The organism is Blastococcus sp. SYSU D00820, from assembly GCF_054050695.1.
Genome location: NZ_JBJGZW010000025.1, coordinates 38,283 through 54,998 on the forward strand (window position 1 = coordinate 38,283; position 16,716 = coordinate 54,998).

At 76.1% G+C, this 16,716-nt stretch carries 15 protein-coding genes; 11 read left to right on the plus strand and 4 right to left on the minus strand.

Features of this window, described 5'->3' with window-relative positions; translation table 11 throughout:
* Window positions 1–79: 79 nt before the first annotated feature.
* The gene (locus ACI79R_RS20250; protein WP_456575468.1) at window positions 80–967 is read left to right on the plus strand and encodes an NAD(P)-dependent oxidoreductase; all 888 of its coding nucleotides are present in this window, start codon (window positions 80–82) and stop codon (window positions 965–967) included.
* Between the two features lie 8 nt (window positions 968–975).
* On the plus strand, window positions 976–1,728 hold the full coding sequence (locus ACI79R_RS20255; RefSeq protein WP_456575495.1) for a class II aldolase/adducin family protein: 753 nt from the start codon (window positions 976–978) through the stop codon (window positions 1,726–1,728).
* A gap of 21 nt (window positions 1,729–1,749) precedes the next feature.
* On the opposite strand, the gene ACI79R_RS20260 is transcribed toward ACI79R_RS20255, so the two are convergent.
* Together ACI79R_RS20260 and ACI79R_RS20265 are read right to left on the minus strand one after the other, a co-directional pair.
* On the minus strand, window positions 1,750–2,466 hold the full coding sequence (locus ACI79R_RS20260) for a FadR/GntR family transcriptional regulator (protein ID WP_456575469.1): 717 nt from the start codon (window positions 2,464–2,466) through the stop codon (window positions 1,750–1,752).
* An 82-nt stretch (window positions 2,467–2,548) separates the two neighbouring features.
* The gene (locus ACI79R_RS20265) at window positions 2,549–3,712 is read right to left on the minus strand and encodes an MFS transporter (protein ID WP_456575470.1); all 1,164 of its coding nucleotides are present in this window, start codon (window positions 3,710–3,712) and stop codon (window positions 2,549–2,551) included.
* A gap of 178 nt (window positions 3,713–3,890) precedes the next feature.
* Between ACI79R_RS20265 and ACI79R_RS20270 the strand changes: the two genes are divergently transcribed.
* From ACI79R_RS20270 to ACI79R_RS20290, 5 genes are all read left to right on the plus strand, one after another.
* Window positions 3,891–4,091: a ferredoxin gene (locus ACI79R_RS20270; protein WP_456575471.1), complete on the plus strand. Its 201-nt coding sequence runs from the start codon at window positions 3,891–3,893 to the stop codon at window positions 4,089–4,091.
* A complete protein-coding gene (locus tag ACI79R_RS20275) occupies window positions 4,081–5,334 on the plus strand; it encodes an NAD(P)/FAD-dependent oxidoreductase (protein WP_456575472.1) in 1,254 nt (417 codons plus the stop codon). Before ACI79R_RS20270 ends, ACI79R_RS20275 begins: the two co-directional genes overlap by 11 nt.
* A 48-nt stretch (window positions 5,335–5,382) precedes the next feature.
* On the plus strand, window positions 5,383–6,819 hold the full coding sequence (locus ACI79R_RS20280; protein ID WP_456575473.1) for an aromatic ring-hydroxylating oxygenase subunit alpha: 1,437 nt from the start codon (window positions 5,383–5,385) through the stop codon (window positions 6,817–6,819).
* Window positions 6,820–6,847: 28 nt separating this feature from the next.
* A complete protein-coding gene (locus ACI79R_RS20285; protein WP_456575474.1) occupies window positions 6,848–7,378 on the plus strand; it encodes a 3-phenylpropionate/cinnamic acid dioxygenase subunit beta in 531 nt (176 codons plus the stop codon).
* A gap of 104 nt (window positions 7,379–7,482) precedes the next feature.
* A complete protein-coding gene (locus ACI79R_RS20290; RefSeq protein ID WP_456575475.1) occupies window positions 7,483–8,283 on the plus strand; it encodes an IclR family transcriptional regulator in 801 nt (266 codons plus the stop codon).
* Window positions 8,284–8,289: 6 nt separating this feature from the next.
* Here ACI79R_RS20290 and ACI79R_RS20295 read toward each other — a convergent pair whose 3' ends face one another.
* Both ACI79R_RS20295 and ACI79R_RS20300 read right to left on the minus strand, forming a co-directional pair.
* A complete protein-coding gene (locus ACI79R_RS20295) occupies window positions 8,290–11,493 on the minus strand; it encodes a BTAD domain-containing putative transcriptional regulator (protein WP_456575476.1) in 3,204 nt (1,067 codons plus the stop codon).
* Between the two features lie 54 nt (window positions 11,494–11,547).
* Window positions 11,548–12,453 (minus strand): CPBP family glutamic-type intramembrane protease, encoded by a 906-nt coding sequence (locus ACI79R_RS20300; RefSeq protein WP_456575477.1) that lies wholly within the window; start codon window positions 12,451–12,453, stop codon window positions 11,548–11,550.
* A 98-nt stretch (window positions 12,454–12,551) separates the two neighbouring features.
* Here ACI79R_RS20300 and ACI79R_RS20305 point away from each other — a divergent pair, with 98 nt between their 5' ends.
* The 4 genes from ACI79R_RS20305 to ACI79R_RS20320 all read left to right on the plus strand — a co-directional run bounded on the left by ACI79R_RS20305 (window position 12,552) and on the right by ACI79R_RS20320 (window position 16,674).
* Entirely contained in the window at window positions 12,552–12,935 is a 384-nt protein-coding gene (locus ACI79R_RS20305) for a hypothetical protein (protein ID WP_456575478.1), read from the plus strand.
* 60 nt (window positions 12,936–12,995) lie between these two features.
* Window positions 12,996–14,495: a malic enzyme-like NAD(P)-binding protein gene (locus ACI79R_RS20310; protein ID WP_456575479.1), complete on the plus strand. Its 1,500-nt coding sequence runs from the start codon at window positions 12,996–12,998 to the stop codon at window positions 14,493–14,495.
* A gap of 4 nt (window positions 14,496–14,499) precedes the next feature.
* Window positions 14,500–15,723, plus strand: a complete 1,224-nt coding sequence (locus ACI79R_RS20315) for a MalY/PatB family protein (RefSeq protein WP_456575480.1) — start codon at window positions 14,500–14,502, stop codon at window positions 15,721–15,723.
* An 81-nt stretch (window positions 15,724–15,804) separates the two neighbouring features.
* Window positions 15,805–16,674 carry an Fpg/Nei family DNA glycosylase gene (locus ACI79R_RS20320; protein WP_456575481.1) on the plus strand — a complete coding sequence of 290 codons (870 nt, stop codon included), beginning with the start codon at window positions 15,805–15,807 and terminating at the stop codon, window positions 16,672–16,674.
* The last annotated feature ends 42 nt before the right edge of the window (window positions 16,675–16,716 follow it).

Genomic DNA, 16,716 nt, shown 5'->3' on the forward strand with positions numbered 1-16,716 from the left:
CACTTGTCCGGCGTGATCGGGGGCACGTACAGTCCGCCGCGACAGAATCGTTTTCTGCAAGCAGGGCGGGAGATCGATCGTGAGAACCGTCGGCGTGATCGGCCTCGGGGGCATGGGAACGGCCCTGGTGGAGGCGCTGCTGGCGGCCGGCTGGCCGGTCCGGTGCCACGACCTGCGCCCGGAGCCGGTGGCCGCCATGGCCGCCCTCGGCGCCGTCCCGGCCGGCGACGCGCGGTCGCTGGCGGCGGGCAGCGACGTCGTCCTCACCTTCCTGCCCGGCCCGCAGCAGGTCCGCACCGTGGCCCTCGACCCGGAGCGCGGCGTCCTGGCCGGCCTGGCCCCCGGCGCCGCCATGCTCGACATGTCCACCTGCGAGCCGGCCCTGGCCGAGGAGCTCGGCGCCGCCTTCGACGCCGCCGGGCGCCGCTTCGTCGACTGCCCGGTCAGCCGCAAGGCGCCGCGGATGACCGTCCTCGTGGGCGGGGAGGCGGGGGTGCTGGGCGCCGACCAGGAGGTCGTGGAGGCGGTGTCCCGGGTGGTCGTGCACTGCGGCCGCCGCGGCGCCGGCTACGCGGTCAAGCTGCTCAACCAGCACGTCAAGTACAGCTGGTACCTGGCCTCGGCCGAGGCGATGCTCGTGGGCGAGGCGCTCGGCCTCGACGCCGGCACCGTGGCCACCGCCATCGAGGAGTCCAGCGGCTCGGACTCGGGCTTCACCACGGCCGCCGCGTGGTTCCGCGGGGATGCCGAGCACGTCGCCGGCCGCGCCCCCGCCACCACGATCGAGAAGGACCTCGCCCTGGCCGAGGCCATGGCCGCGGCTGCGGGCGTGCGCAGCCGGGTCCTCAGCGACGCCGCCGACTTCTTCACGACCGTCGGCCGTACCGACTTCCGCGGACGCCCGTACCCGGAGAGCTCCGAGCTGCTCCGGGCACTCCGCCGGATGCCCCCACGAACAGGAGCGTGACCGTGACCATGACCGACCGCGCGGTACCCGGGCTGCGGTCCGAGGCCGACCTCCGGGAGCTGGTCGCCCTCGGGTGCCGGGTCCTGGCCTTCCGCGGCCTGGCCGAGGACATCCTGGGGCACATCAGCGTGCGCACCGGCGAGGACTCCCTGCTGGTGCGCTGCCGCGGGCCCCAGGAGCGCGGACTGCTGTTCACCGAGGCCGACGACGTCCACGAGGTCGCCCTCGACGGGGCGGCCGACACCGGTTACCACTCCGTCCCCAACGAGCTGCCCATACACACCGAGGTGCTGCGGGCCCGGCCCGACGTCCAGGCGGTCGTGCACGTCCACCCGCCGGCGGTGGTCGCCGCGGACCTGGCCGGCCTGCCCCTGCGGCCGATCGTCGGCGCCTACAACATCCCCGCGATGCGGATGGCCCACGAGGGCGTGCCGGTCTATCCGCGGGGCGTGCTGATCAACCGGCCGGAGCTCGGCGTCGACGTGGCCCGCGTGCTGGGCGACCGCTCGGCGTGCGTCCTGCGCGGCCACGGCATCGTCGCCACCGGGGACTCGGTGGAGCAGGCGGTGGTGCGCGCGCTGAACCTGGACGCCCTCGCGCGGATGACCCTGCAGGCCAGCAGCTTCGGGAGCACCCCGCCGGAGCTGCCCGAGGAGGACATCGCGGCGATGCCGGACCTCGGGTCGGCGTTCAACGACGCCCAGGTCTGGAAGAACAACCTCAGCCGGCTCGAGCACGCCGGTCTCGCCGGCGGGATCTGACCACCGGCCGGCGGGCGGACCTCACGTGCCGGCCACGCGCCGGGCGGTCCGCTGAAGGTGGTCGGCCATGATGCGCTGCGCGAGCGCGGCGTCGCCGGCGCGTACCGCCTGCACGAACGCGCGGTGCTCCTCGACCCCCTGCCGTCCCTCGTGCTGGGCCTCGCGGAGGCTCATCAGCACCGGTTCCCGGAACGAGCGCATGAGCATGACGATCGCCGGGTTGTGCGCCGACGCGGCGACCCGCAGGTGGAAGTCGAAGGACATCTCCACCGTGTAGGTGCCGGCCTCCCGGGCGCGGGCGGCCTCGTCGCAGACGGCGAGCAGCGCGTCCAGCTCGTCGGCCGTCGCGCGACTGCACACCAGCGGCACGACGCCGAGCTCGACGACCTCCCGGGCCTCGGTCACCTCGGCCGCGGACAGGCCCGACATGCTCAGCAGGTCGGTGATCCCCTCGCCGATCCGGCCGGTGGTGGGCGCGGTGACGAAGGCGCCTCCGCGCGAGCCGACCCGGATCTCGATCAGCCCGTTGGCCTCGAGCACGCGCAGGGCCTCGCGGACGGTCACCCGGCTTACCCCGAAGCGGTCCACCAGCTCCCGCTCGGAGGGCAGGCGGGCGCCGACACCCAGCTCGCCGCTGCGGATCAGGGCACGCACCTGGTCCACGATCGCCTGGGACACCCGGGTGACGGCGACGGGCTGGAAGAGGTCGGCGGGCGATGCGGTGTCGCCCTGGCTCACGCGGATCCCCTCTCGTCGGCTGCGGACGCTACTGCACCGCCGCCGGCCGGCCACGCGCGCTGCGCCGTCCCGGGTGGCGTCCTCACGGCGTGGGCGCGGGGGTCCGGAGCCGGTTGACGCCGATGGCGGGGACGGTGATCAGCAGGCCGGCGGTCAGGATCGCGGTACCGAGCGGCATGACCGTCACGAGCCCGGCGACGGCGAACGGGGACAGCAGGAGCGCCGCCGCGCGGAACGTGCCGGCCGAGGCGATGGCCTCGCCGCGCTCCTCCGGGTCGACCGCGTCGGTGGCCACCGCGGGACCCACCGTCTGCAGCGCGCCGGCACCGACGCCGGAGAGCAGCAGGACCGCGCCGGCCGCCACCGCCACCCCGGCCAGCGGGCCGACCGCCGCCACGCCGATGCCGCTGGCCAGGACGCCGAGGACCAGGGACCGGCGCACCCCGGCGCCGCGCAGCCGCCCGGCGACCGCGCTCCCGGCCACCTGTGCGCCGTTCGCGATCGCGACGAGGACGCCGATGGTCGTGGAGCTCTGCCGGGCGTGGTCGAGCACGACCGGGACGTAGGACCCCAGCAGCCCGCGCCAGGCGCCGGCGCTCGCGCCCGCCCAGCAGGCCACGGCGACGGCAGGCCGCCGCCACACCCGGCCGCCGGCGCGGTCCTTGCTGCGTCCCTGGAAGGGCGGCAGCCGCACGAGCAGCGCGGCGGTGCCGATGCCGAGCGCGGCGACGGCCGCACCCACGCCCAGGGCGAGCTGCGCGGACAGGGCGATCAGCGGGCCGGCCACGAGCGGGCCGAGGATCTGGCCGGTGCCGGACCACAGGTTGAGCTTGGCCAGCGCGCCGACCGCCGAGTCCGACAGCCGGACGGCGTGGGTCTGCGTGCCGGTCCAGAAGAAGGCCCGGGCCAGCCCCTGGAGCAACTGGCTCACCGCGAACACCAGCCAGGTCGTCGACAGCACCAGCGCGCCGCAGGAGACGGCGAGGGACGCCGCGGCGGCGATCACGAAGACCTTGTCGGGCAGGCGCCGCATCATCGCCCCCATGAACAGGCGGGTGCCCATCTGGGAGACCGCCGAGAGGGCGATCAGCACGCCGATCTGAGCCGCGGAGTACCCGGCCCGCACCGCCAGCAGCGGGACGGCGACACCCGCGATGCCCAGCGCGACGGCGAAGACGAACCCCCCGGCCAGGGCGGCTGCCTCGTCCCTGCGCGTGCGCGCGGGGATCCCCTGCTCTGCGGCCACGGCCGGCTCCTCTCGCGGAGATGGATCGACCGGCGCCGGCTTGACAGTGGCGGAGGCCACTCCTACCGTAGCGATTGGACAGACCATTAGACAACCGCGACGGAGCCGCTCCCGAGGGCCGTCGCTCGCCGCGAGCCGGTCCCCGGCCCGGCCCCCCGGACGACGGAGATCGATCCCCATGCGCATCAAGGCGGACGCCGGCAAGTGCCAGGGCTACGGGAACTGCGTGGACCTGGCGCCCGAGCACTTCGACCTCGACGACGACGGCCTGGTCGTCGTCCTCCGGGACGGCGTCGACGAGCCGGAGCGCGAGACGGTCGGCGCGGCCGTCCGCAGCTGCCCGGTGCAGGCCGTGTGGCTGGCCGACGATGCCGGCTGACCCGGCCGTGCGGCGCGTGGTCGTCGTCGGCACGTCCGTCGGCGGCATCCGCACCGGCCAGGCGCTGCGCGCGGCCGGCTTCGACGGCGAGGTCGTCCTCGTGGGCGCCGAGGACGTCGCCCCCTACGACAAGCCGCCGCTGTCCAAGCAGGTGCTGACCGGCGACATGGCGGCCGAGGACATCGCGCTGCTCGGCCCGGACGGGTGGGCCGGCGACGGCCTCACCCCGGTGCTCGGCCGTCCCGCGACCGGGCTGGACGCCGCGCGCCGCGAGGTGGTCCTCTCCGACGGGGAGCGGATCGCCTACGACGCGCTCGTCGTCGCCACCGGTGCCACGCCGCGCAGCCTGCCCGGCGAGGGCGGGACGTTCGTGCGCACGATCCGCGAGCTGCGCGACAGCACCGCGATCCGCGCCCGCATGGCGCAGGGCGGGCCCGTGGTCGTCGTCGGCAGCGGCTTCATCGGTGCGGAGGTGGCCTCCAGCGCCCGGGCCCTCGGCCTGGAGACGACGATCGTCGAGGCGCTCCCCGAGCCCTTCGCCCGCGTCCTCGGTCCCGAGGTCGCCGCACGGATCGCCGGGTTGCACGCCGACGCCGGCGTCACCGTGCTCGGCGGCGCGGCGGTCGACCGCATCGAGTCGCTCCCGGACGGCACCGGCGTGGTGCACCTCGCCGACGGCCGCCGTCTCCCGGCCGCCACGGTCGTCGTCGGGATCGGCGTGGTGCCGAACACCGGCTGGCTGGCCGGCTCGGGGCTCGACCTCGACCATGGAGTCCGCACCGACGAGTTCTGCCGCGCCGAGGGCGTGCCCGGCGTGTACGCCGTCGGCGACGTCGCCCGCTGGTACGACGTCCGCAGCGGCACCCACCGGCTGGTCGAGCACTGGACCAACGCCGTCGAGCAGGCCAACACCACGGCCCACAACCTGCTACACCCCGAGGACCTCAAGGCGCACGTCAAGGCGCCGTATTTCTGGTCCGACCAGCACGGCGTCAAGATCCAGATGGTCGGCCGCATCACGCCGGGGGACCGGGTGGAGCTGCTGCGCTTCCCGACCGCCACCGGCGAGAAGGACGTCGCCCTCTACTCCTCCGGCGGGGCGTTCACCGCCGCCGTCGTCCTCGGCTGGCCCCGCGCCGTCGTCGCCTGCCGCCAGGCATGGGAGCGCGGTGAGGACCTCGCCGCCGTCCGTGCCCGGCTGGAGAGCCTCTCCGGCCGCCCCGCGCCCGTCCCCGTCGGCTGAGCCGGCACCTGCAGCACCCTTCGCCCGACTCCTCGAGAGGAACAGTCCGTGACGACAGTCCACGAGCCGTCCGCCGGCACCGGCGCGCGGCAGGTCCGCGACCTGGTCGACGTCAAGAACGGCGAGATCAGCCGCGAGATCTTCGTCGACGAGCAGATCTTCAAGGCCGAGCTGGAGAACCTGTTCCCCCGCGCGTGGCTGTTCGTCGGCCACGCGACCCAGGTGCCCGAGCCCGGCGACTACTTCTCCTCCTGGATGGGGGCCGACCCGGTCCTGCTCACCCGGGACGACAAGGGGCAGCTGCACGTGCTGCTGAACTCCTGCCGGCACCGCGGCATGCGGGTCTGCCGGTACGACGAGGGCAACACCATGCAGTTCACCTGCCCGTACCACGCCTGGTCGTACTCGATCGACGGGTCGCTGGTCTCGACGCCCGGCGCCCTGCACGGCGTGCCGCAGCAGAAGATGGCCTACGGCAACAAGCTGCAGAAGGAGAAGTGGGGCCTGGTCCACGCCCCGAAGGTGCACGACTACAAGGGCCTGGTCTTCGCCTGCTGGGACCCGGAGGCGCCGGACTTCGACGAGTACGTCGGTGACTTCCACTGGTGGCTGGACAACCTGGCCGACGCCTTCGACGGCACCGAGGGCGGCACCGAGGCCTACCGCGGCGTCCACAAGTGGCGGATCCGGTCGAACTGGAAGTTCGTCTCGGAGAACTTCCTGGGCGACACGTACCACGGTGCCTCCACGCACGCCTCCGTCGAGGCCGTCGGCATCGGCCCCGGCGGGCGCGGCAAGCGCCGGCACGGCGAGCGCCAGGACCAGGGCGGCTTCTCGAAGGGCCGGATGAAGACCTCGTTCCGCCGCGGGCACGGCGCCTCGGACAACCTCGCCTACGAGATCCCCTATCCGGAGTTCGCCGAGCCCGAGCTGGAGGAGTACTTCTCCGCCGCGTGGGAGAAGCGGGCGGAGAAGCTCCGCGCCGAGGGCCGGCTGCTCGGCGGCCGTGGCCCCGCCACGCTGTTCCCGAACATGTCCTTCGCGGCCGGCTTCCCCCGGACGATCCTCGTGGCGCACCCGATCAGCCCCACCGAGACCGAGGTCTGGCGCTGGTACCTGGTCGACAAGTCCGCGCCCGAGCCGGTCCGCGACTGGCTCCGCCACTACTACATGCGCTACGCGGGTCCGGCCGGCATGACCGAGCAGGACGACATGGAGAACTGGGACTACGCCACCGAGGCCAGCCGCGGCGTCATCGCCCGGCGCTACCCCTACAACTACCAGCAGGGCCTCGGCGAGGAGACGCCGAGCGACCTGGCCGGTTCGGTGCACAGCCACCACGCGATCGCCGGCGAGGTGAACGCCCGCGCCTTCTACCGGCGGTGGGCGGAGTTCGTCGACAACCTGGCATGGCCGGAGCTGGCCAAGCTCGCCGAGGTCGACGACCGCGCCACCGAGCGCGCCGCCGGCGACGGCGCCCAGTAGGACCCCACGAGCAGAGGAGAGGACCCCCATGCCCGTCCCCGAAGCCCTGGTCGAGCGGCTGCTCCTGCAGGCCAGCGTCGAAGACTTCCTCTACCGGGAGGCCGACCTGCTCGACGAGCGCCGCTACGACGAGTGGCTGGACCTGCTCGCGGAGGACTACCAGTACTCCGTCCCCCTGCGGATGAACGTCGCCTACGGCGAGGGTCACCGTGAGGAGACCCGCGCCGGCCGGGAGATCTGCTGGTTCGACGAGGGCAAGGACACCGCCGAGCTGCGCGTGCAGCAGCTGGCCACCGGCGTGCACTGGGCCGAGGAGCCGGTCTCCCGGGTCTCGCACCTGGTGACCAACATCCGGCTGGACGTCATCGAGCTGCCGGAGGTGGAGGTCAGCTGCCGGTTCCTGGTCTACCGGAACCGGGTGTCGGACGAGACCGACTTCCTTGTCGGCCGCCGGCGCGACCGGCTGCGCCAGGTCGGCGACTCCTGGCAGGTCGTCCGCCGGGAGCTGCTGCTCGACCAGTCCGTGCTGCTGGCGAAGAACCTGTCGATCTTCGTCTGAACACCGAGGGAGCGCCCCACCGCCGACGCGCGGTGGGGCGCTCCCCCCGCTGGTGGTGGAAGGTGGCGCCCGATGGACGCGGCATCCCGCTCTACGATCGCGAAGTGCCGGACAGTGTGACCAAGAGCGCCAAGGACGGCCCGGCGTACCCGATCTCCTCCGTGGACAACGCGCTGCGGATTCTGCTGATGCTGCGCGACCAGCCCCGGCTGCGGCTGTCGGGCATCGCGACCTCGCTGGAGATCGCGCCGTCCACCGCACACCGCCTCCTGGCCATGCTGGTGCACCACGGGTTCGTCCGGCAGGAGGACGGGCTGGGCACCTACGTCGCCGGCTCGGCCCTGCTGGACCTCGGTCTCGCCGCGGTCCGCAACCTGGACATCCGCACCTACGCCCGGCCCATCCTGGACGACCTCGCGCGGACCACGGACGAGACCGTGCACCTGGCCCAGCTCGAGGGGAACAAGATCCGCTACCTCGCGTCAGCGGAGAGCGGCCGCCCCCTGCGGGTCGCCGACCGGACCGGGCAGCTGCTGCCCGCGCACCGCACCGGCACGGGCAAGGCCATCCTGGCCAACTTCAGCCCCCGCCAGCTCGACGAGATCTTCTCCCTGCGCGAGGGTGCCGACGGCGGCGAGGGCCTCACGCCCGCCGAGCGCGAGCAGCTGGACGCCGAGCTGGCCGTCGTCCGGGAGCTCGGGTACGCCACGAACCACCGGGTGCACGAGGACATCATCTCGGTGGCGGTGGCCGTGCGGGACCACCGCGGGGCCAGCATCGCCGCCCTCAACGCCTCGGCGCCGGCCAGCCGCATGTCCCGCAAGCGGCAGCAGGCCGTGGTGCGGGCGCTGCACGCCGCGGCCACCCAGCTGGAGGAGCTGCTCAGCGCGGTCGGGCGGACCTGACCGCGCTCAGCACCACCGCTCGAGCAACCGCCCGGCCCGCTCGGCGAACGGCGCGAACCCGAACAGCTCGCACACCTCCAGCGCCCGCTCCAGTTCCGCCCGGGCGCCGGGCAGGCCCAGCAGCGCCATGACGCCGCCCCGGTAGAGCGCGGTGGGGCCCAGCACCGTCGTCCCGGCCCAGAGGACGACGACGGTGTCCCCGTAGGCCTGCAGCGCCGGCAGCACGGTGGCCGCGCGCTCGGCGTCGGCCAGCTCCAGGTAGACGTCGCTGAGCAGCACCGTCTTCACCGGTTCCCGCGTGCCGGCGCCCGGGGCGGCCAGCATGCGATCGGCGGCGGCCAGCGCGGCGTCGCGCCGGCCGGCCTGCGCGTGCGCCTGGGCCAGCACGCCGAGCCAGTCCGGGTCGACGGTCTCGGCGAGGTCGGCGACCTCCGGGACGACGGCCGGCAGGGCGTGCGCGTGCCACGCGGCGATGCCCTCGATCGTCTGCCGCGACATGCGCGTGACGTCGGCGGCGGCCGGGGAGGTGGTGGGCGCGTCGGCGACCGCCGCGTCGGCCAGCCGGCGCGCCTCGTCGGCCTCGCCCCGGGCCAGCGCCAGCCCGGCCGACCACCAGGCGTCCATCTGCAGGAGGTCGCCGTCGCCGCGGCGGGTGGCCAGCTCGGTGTACCGGCGGGAGACGGCGGCGGCCTCGTCGGCCTGCACGGTCTCGGTCAGCGCGCAGCGCAGCAGGTGCAGCGCGGTGGCCTCGGCGACCGGGTCGCCGGCGCTCTCGCGGAGCATGGTGCGGGCCAGGTCCACCCGCTCGGCGGCGTGCGCCGGGGTCCAGTGCGCCACGAACGCGGCGACCCGCGCCCGGGCCCGCGCCGGCCGGTCGTCGCGGGCCGCCGTCAGCGCCCGCGCGGCCAGCTCCACGCCGTCCGCCCGGCCGGTGGAGGCCCGCTGCACGGCCAGCGCGCTCAGCACGGTCGACGCGAGGGCCGGCGGCAGCTCGGCGGCCCGTTCCGCGGCCTCCTCCAGCAACGGCACGTCGGTGGCCTGCAGGGAGCCCACCGACGCCCAGTAGCCGCCCACCCCGCCGCCGGCGGAGACCACCGCGGCCCGCGCCAGCCGCGCGGGATCGCCGGCGTCGCGGGCGAGGGCCGCCGTCGTCCGCAGCGCCGCGGAGCTCTCCTCGATCAGGCCCAGCCGGCGCAGCGCCGCGCCGCGCAGCAGGTGCAGGTCCGCGGCGGTCGCCGGGTCGTCCGGCACGACGTGCGCCAGCCCGCGCTCCGCGAGCGCCCGCGCCTCCTCCACACCCGCGCGGTCCAGCGCCTCGCGGGCGGCCAGCAGGCAGGCGCGGGCGGCCGCGGCGTCCGGGCTCCCGGCCGCGGCCTCGCTGCGGTGCACCGCGATGGCGGCGGCCGCCGTGCCCGCGGCCGGGCTGGCGGCCAGCGCGTCGGCGACCCGGCCGTGCAGCGCCGCCCGGCGCACCGGGCCGAGGTCGGCCAGCAGCACCTCGCGCACCAGGTCGTGGGCGATCCGCACCCGGCCCGGCGCCGGCTCCACCAGCAGGCCGGCGCGCAGCGCGGGATCCAGCGCGACGCCGTCCCCCGGCCCGGCCAGCGCGGCGGCGAGCAGGCCGACGGGAACGTCCCGGCCGGCCACGGCCGCGGCCGCCAGCGCCTCGCGGACGTCGTCCGGCAGCCCCGCCAGCCGCAGCCGGACGACGTCGCGCACGCCGGCCGGCACCGCGCCGTCCCCGCGGGTGGGGAGCGCGGCCAGCTCGGTGACGAAGAAGGGGTTGCCGCCCGAGCGCTCGGCGACCGTGCGGGCGGTGGCCTCGTCCCCGCCGCCGAGCCCGGCGACCAGCGCCGCGACCTCGGTCGGGTCCAGCCCCGCCAGCCGCAGCCGGCGCGCGCCGGGCAGCCGCGCGGCCAGGCCGAGCACCCGGGTGAGCGCCGGCTCGCCGGTCGCCTCCTCGCGGCAGGTGACGGCGAGCAGCAGCCGGCTGCCGTGCAGCTGGGAGAGCACGACCTCGAGCACGTGCAGCGAGTCGCCGTCGGCCCACTGCAGGTCGTCGAGGACGACGAGCAGCGGAGCCTCCCCGGCCAGCGCGCGCAGCCGGCGGGCGGTGTCCAGGCCCAGGGCGAAGCGGGCGCCGGTGTCGCCGCCCAGGGCCGCCTCGGGCAGCCCGCCGAGCACCTGCTGCCACGGCCAGTACGGCGGCGCGCCGCCGATCTCGGCGCAACGGCCCCAGCGGACGGCGGCCCCGGCACGGGCGGCGAACGCCTCGACCAGCCGGGTCTTGCCGATGCCGGGCTCACCGGTCACCACGACCGCGGTGCCCCGGCCCGCGGCGGCCGCGGCCCACGCGCTGGCCAGCGCGTCGAGCTCGGCGGGGCGGCCGACGAAGCCGTCGCCGGCAGCGGGCGCGGGCACCGGCGGCGGAGCCGGGGGCGCCGGTGCCGCGGGGGTGTCGAGCGCCGGGTCCTGCCGGAGCAGGGCGGCCTCCAGGGCGCGCAGCTCGGGGGAGGGGTCCAGCCCCAGCTCGTCGGCGATCCGCTCCCGGGTGCGGCGCAGCACGTCGAGGGCCTCGGCCTGCCGGCCACCGCGGTAGAGCGCGCGGGCCAGCAGCGCGGCGGTGGACTCCCGCAGCGGCTCGGCGGCGGCCGCCTCGGACAGGTCGGCGACCAGCTCGGCGCCGGTGCCCAGCGCCAGCCGTGCCCCGGCCAGCCGCTCGACGGCGGCCAGCCGCAGCTCGGCCAGCCGCGCGACCACCGGGACGACGTCGTCCACGTCGGCGACGTCGGCGTAGGGCTCGCCGGACCAGCGGGCGAGCGCGCCGGGCAACACCCGCGCGGCGGTGGCGTCGTCGCCGGCGGTGGCTCCGGCGACCTCGTCGGCGAAGGCGTGCGCGTCGACGGCGGTCCGGGGCAGCGCCAGCGCGTAGCCGGCGCCGCGGGTCACCAGGACCGTCGCCTCCCGGGCGCCGCGGCCGGGGTCGAGCAGCCGGCGCAGCCGGGCGACGTGGCCCTGCAGCGTGGTGGTCGCCGTGACCGGGGGCTCCCCCCGCCACAGCCGGTCGGCCAGCACGTCGGCCGGCACGGTCCGCCCCTCGGCGGCGACCAGCAGCGCCAGCAGCTCGGCCGGCCGGCGACCGCCGAGGTCGAGCTCGGCGCCGTCGCGGAGGACGCGGGTCGGCCCGAGCACCTCCACCCGCAGCTCCACGGCTGCGGAGGGTAGGCGCTCGGGCCCCCGGCGACGATCCCCCGCGCGGAGGGATCAGCGGCGCGCCGCGACGGTGCCGCCGTCCGGGCGGCGCCGGAGAGGGGAGCGGCGCAGCCAGATCGCTGCGCCGGCGACCAGCGCGACGGCGGCGAACAGGCCGCTCTCCCCGGCGAACCAGCCGGGCGACCCCGTGTCGGCGGTCAGCGGGACCAGCGCGTGGTACATCGCCGCGTTCACCACGGCGTGCGCGACCACCCCGGGCCAGATGCCCCAGCGCAGCTGCATGCTCGCGAGGACCGCCGAGAACGCGACCGCGCCCACGGTGAAGCACAGCACCGCCCATCCGGCCGGCACGCCCTCCGGCGCACCCCCGAGGAACAGCACCAGCGGCCAGTGGAAGACCGACCAGGCCAGCCCGCTGACGAGCACGACGGTGCGCGGCCCGGCGACCTCGGCCAGGCGGGTCACCAGCAGCCCGCGCCAGCCGACGTCCTCGGCGAGGGCGAGCAGCACGTACGGGGCCACCAGCACCGTCAGGCCCAGCGGCACCATGACGTCCAGGCCGCCGGTGGCGAAGCCGCCGGTGCCGGTCGCCCAGACCAGCAGCCCGCCGGCGAGCACGGTCGGCAGCGCCCACAGCCAGGCGGCGCCGACGTGCCGCCAGCTCGTGCGCCGGACGCCCCAGCCGGGCCGGCGCAGGCTGCCGGTGGTGACCAGCCGGGCGAACAGGGCGGCGATCAGCGGGAGGAGGGCCTGCCCGAAGAGCAGCGCCTGCACCAGCGGCGGTGCCTGGTCGAGGTGCGCGACATCGGCGTCGGCGAGCACGGCGACGGTCGTGGTGCCGGTCAGCAGCACCGCCACGGTGCCGAGGAAGACGCCGATCTCCGCCCACGGCGAGCGGCGGGCCGGCACGGCCGGCGGCGCGGCCTGCGGTGCGGGGAGGTGCGGTGTGGTGGTCATGGCGCCGACCCTCGGGGCCCGGGCTGGTCGGGCCCTGGTGGCGGCCTGGTCGGCGCCCGACCAGCGGCTCACCAGCGGCGCGCGCGAGCGTGCGCGGCATGGACCTCCTCGATCCCGCCCCCCGCACCGGCCCGCCGGGTGCGGAGGTCGTCGACCTGCCCGCCGGCACCGCCCTGCGCCGCTGCCGGGCCCGGCGGTCCGACGTCGTCCTGGTGGTGCTGGCCGGCTGCCCCGCCGTGACGGTGGGGGAGGACCCGCCGCGGCCGGCGCCGGCCGGCTCGGTGGTCGTCTGCCCGCGCGGCACGGCGTGGCAGGTGCGCGCCGACGCCTCCGCGCGCCTGGTCGTGCTCGCCTTCCCCGCCGGGCCGGAGCGCGCGGTCGCCGTCCTGGCCGCCCGGCCGCAGCTGGACGACGCCGCCCGGGTGGCGCTGGCCGCCGACGGCGGCCTGGAGCTGGTGCTGGAGCCCGCGCCGCCGGTGTGACCGGTCGGGCACCGCCGTTCCGCCGTGCCGGGCGGCCGCCGGTGGGACCATGGGGACGCCATGAGCACCGACACCGCCGCCCACACCAGCGCCGACCCGACCGCCGCGGGAGAGCCCGCGCCGCCGCCCCGGGGGCCGGTGACCTCGGCGTCCTACTCGATCACCGTGCGGCTCACCGCCGACGGCGACCCGTCGTCCATCGGCCGGATCGCCACGGCCGTGGGCAGCGCCGGCGGCGCGGTCACCGCCATCGACGTGGTCGAGAGCCGCCCCGACGGGCTGACCGTCGACGTCACCTGCTCGGCCGCCGACGCCGCCCACTCCGAGGAGATGGTGCAGGCGCTGCGCGACGTGCCGGGCGTGCGGGTGCGCAAGGTCAGCGACCGCACCTTCCTGCTGCACCTGGGCGGCAAGCTGGAGGTGGCCTCCCGGGTACCCCTGAAGACCCGCGACGACCTGTCGATGGCCTACACGCCCGGCGTCGCCCGCGTCTGCCTGGCGCTGGCGGAGAACCCCGAGGACGTCCGCCGGCTCACCATCAAGGGCAACACCGTCGCCGTCGTCACAGACGGCTCGGCCGTGCTCGGCCTCGGCGACATCGGTCCCGGCGCGGCGCTGCCGGTGATGGAGGGCAAGGCCGCGCTGTTCAAGCGGTTCGCCGACATCGACGCCTGGCCGATCTGCCTGGACACCCAGGACGTCGACGAGATCGTGCGCACCGTGGAGCTGCTGGCGCCCGGCTTCGGCGGCATCAACCTCGAGGACATCGCCGCGCCCCGCTGCTTCGAGATCGAGGCGCGGCTGCGCGACAAGCTCGACATCCCGGTCTTCCACGACGACCAGCACGGCACCGCGATCTGCGCGCTGGCCGCGCTGCGCAACGCCCTGCGCGTGGTCGACAAGCGGCTGCCCGCGGTGCGCATCGTCGTGGCCGGCGCCGGTGCGGCCGGCACCGCGATCGTCAACCTGCTGCTGGAGGCCGGCGCCGGCTCGGTGCTGGTGTGGGACCGCGAGGGCATCCTCAGCCCGGACGACGAGCGGCTCTCCCCGGCCAAGCTCGACCTCGCCCGCCGCACCAACCCCGACTGCGTGCGTGGCGAGCTGGCCGACGCGCTCCGGGGCGCCGACGTCTTCATCGGGGTCAGCGCCGGCAACGTGCTGCCGGTCGAGGCGCTGGCCGGCATGGCCGAGCGCGCCGTCGTCTTCCCGATGGCCAACCCGACGCCGGAGGTCGACCCGGTGCGCGCGCGGCAGTACGCCGCGGTCGTCGCCTCGGGCCGGTCGGACCTGCCCAACCAGATCAACAACGTGCTGGCCTTCCCCGGGGTCTTCCGGGGGCTGCTCGACGCGCGGGCGAACCAGATCAGCACGCACATGCTGCTGGCGGCGTCCGAGGCGCTGTCGGCGGTGGTCCGCGACGACCAGCTCAACGCCAACTACATCATCCCGAGCGTCTTCGACCCCGAGGTGACCAAGGCGGTGGCCGCGGCCGTCGCCGAGGCGGCCCGGGCCGACGGCGCCGTGGCGCAGGTCAGCGACCGCACGTCGTTCTCCGGCTGACCGGGTGACCGGCCCGTCGCACGACGCGCTTCCCTTCGACGCGCTTCCCTTCGACGCGCTTCCCTTCGATGCGCTCACGGTCGACGCGCTCACCGAGGACGCCCTCCGGTCGGCAGGCGGGCTGAAGTGGACGCGGTTCGGCCCGGCCATCGGTGCCTGGGTGGCGGAGATGGACTTCGGGACGGCGCCCGAGGTCACCGCAGCCCTGCACGCCGCCGTGGACGCCGGTGTCTTCGGCTACCTGCCCGCGGCGCTGGCCGGGGAGATGGCCCGCGCCTGCGCCGGGTTCCTCGAGCGCCGGCACGGCTGGACGGTGCCCGCGGAGTGGATCACCCCGCTGCCCGACGTCCTCGCGGGGCTGCAGGCGGCGATCGAGCACTTCACGCCGCCCGGCTCGCCGGTGGTGCTGCCCACCCCGGCGTACATGCCGTTCCTCGAGGTCCCCGGGATGCTCGGCCGGGAGATCCTGCAGGTGCCGCTGGTGCCCGGCCCCGACGGCCGGCCCACCTACGACCTCGACGGGCTGGACCGCGCGTTCGCCGCCGGCGGCCGGCTGCTGGTGCACTGCAACCCGCACAACCCGGTGGGCCGGGTCTTCTCCGCCGAGGAGCAGCTGGCCGTGGCCGAGGTGGTGCAGCGGCACGGCGCCCGGGTGTTCTCCGACGAGATCCACGCGCCGCTGGTGTACCCCGGCGCGGTGCACCGGCCCTACGCCGCGCTGTCGGCGGTCACCGCCGGGCACACGGTCACCGCGACGTCGGCGTCCAAGGCCTGGAACCTGCCCGGCCTCAAGGCCGCCCAGTTCCTGGTGTCCAACGAGGCCGACGCCGCGCGCTGGGCGCAGGTGGGCCCGTTCGTCGCGCACGGCACGGCCAACCTCGGCGTCGTCGCCAACACCGCCGCCTACACCGCGGGGGAGCCGTGGCTGGCCGGGGTGCTGGGCTACCTCGACGGCAACCGGCGGCTGCTGGCCGACCTGCTCGCCGAGCACCTGCCCGCCGTCCGGTACACCCCGCCGGAGGGCACCTACCTCGCGTGGCTGGACTGCCGCGGGCTCGGCGTCGAGGGGTCCCTCGGCGACCACTTCCTCGAGCGGGCCGGCGTCGCGCTGGTCGACGGGCCGGCCTGCGGGCCGCCGGGAGCCGGGCACGTGCGGCTGAACCTGGCCACGCCGCGGCCGGTGCTCACCACGATCGTCGAGCGGATGGCGGCGTCGCTGCGGCGCTGACCGCCACCCGATCGGTGGGTCGTGACCGGCCGGGATCGCGCTTCCGGCACCACGGGGTGCCCGGACGGGGATCATGGCCGGGTGCCCGAGTTGCCCGAGGTGGAGGCCCTGGCCGCGTTCCTGCGCGAGAACGCCGTCGGCCGGGTCGTGACGCGCGCCGATCTCGCCGCCGTCCAGGCGATCAAGACCTTCGACCCGCCCCTGTCGGCGCTCGGCGGCCTCGAGGTCACCGGTGCCCGGCGGCTCGGCAAGTTCCTCGACCTCGACGTCTCCGGCGTCCACCTGGTCGTGCACCTGGCCCGCGCCGGCTGGCTGCACTGGCGCACCGGGCTGCCGCCGGCCCCGCCGAAGCCGGGCAAGGGGCCGCTGGCGCTGCGCGTGCACCTGGCATCACAGGACGGGACGCCGCCCGACGGCTTCGACCTCACCGAGCAGGGCACCCGCAAGGGGCTGGCGGTCTACGTCGTCCGGTCGCCGGCCGAGGTGCCCGGCATCGCCCGGCTGGGTCCGGACGCGCTGCAGGTCGACCGCGAGCAGTTCGCCGCGCTGCTGGCCGGCCGGAGCGGCCAGCTGAAGGGCGCGCTCACCGACCAGACCCTGCTGGCCGGCATCGGCAACGCCTACTCCGACGAGATCCTGCACGCCGCGCGGCTGTCGCCGTTCAAGATGGCCGACAAGCTCAACGACGACGAGGTGCTGCGGCTCCACGACGCGATGCGCGCGACGCTCACCGACGCCCTGGAGCGGCAGGTCGGGCAGAAGGCGGCCACGCTCAAGGGCGAGAAGCGCTCGGGCCTGCAGGTGCACGCGCGCACCGGGCTGCCGTGCCCGGTCTGCGGTGACACCGTGCGCGAGGTCAGCTTCGCCGACACCTCGCTGCAGTACTGCCCGACCTGCCAGACCGGCGGCAAGCCGCTGGCCGACCGCCGCATGTCCAAGCTCCTGCGCTGAGTGGAGTGCCACGGGCGCGTTTTCCGCGCCGTGGCACTCCAC

Coding starts and splice junctions, on each gene's coding strand:
- ACI79R_RS20305 (WP_456575478.1), top strand. CDS start 12,552: ATGGACCTCCTCGATCCCGCCCCCCGCACCGGCCCGCCGGGTGCGGAG.
- ACI79R_RS20300 (WP_456575477.1), bottom strand. CDS start 12,453: ATGACCACCACACCGCACCTCCCCGCACCGCAGGCCGCGCCGCCGGCC.
- ACI79R_RS20275 (WP_456575472.1), top strand. CDS start 4,081: ATGCCGGCTGACCCGGCCGTGCGGCGCGTGGTCGTCGTCGGCACGTCC.
- ACI79R_RS20255 (WP_456575495.1), top strand. CDS start 976: ATGACCGACCGCGCGGTACCCGGGCTGCGGTCCGAGGCCGACCTCCGG.
- ACI79R_RS20270 (WP_456575471.1), top strand. CDS start 3,891: ATGCGCATCAAGGCGGACGCCGGCAAGTGCCAGGGCTACGGGAACTGC.
- ACI79R_RS20310 (WP_456575479.1), top strand. CDS start 12,996: ATGAGCACCGACACCGCCGCCCACACCAGCGCCGACCCGACCGCCGCG.
- ACI79R_RS20285 (WP_456575474.1), top strand. CDS start 6,848: ATGCCCGTCCCCGAAGCCCTGGTCGAGCGGCTGCTCCTGCAGGCCAGC.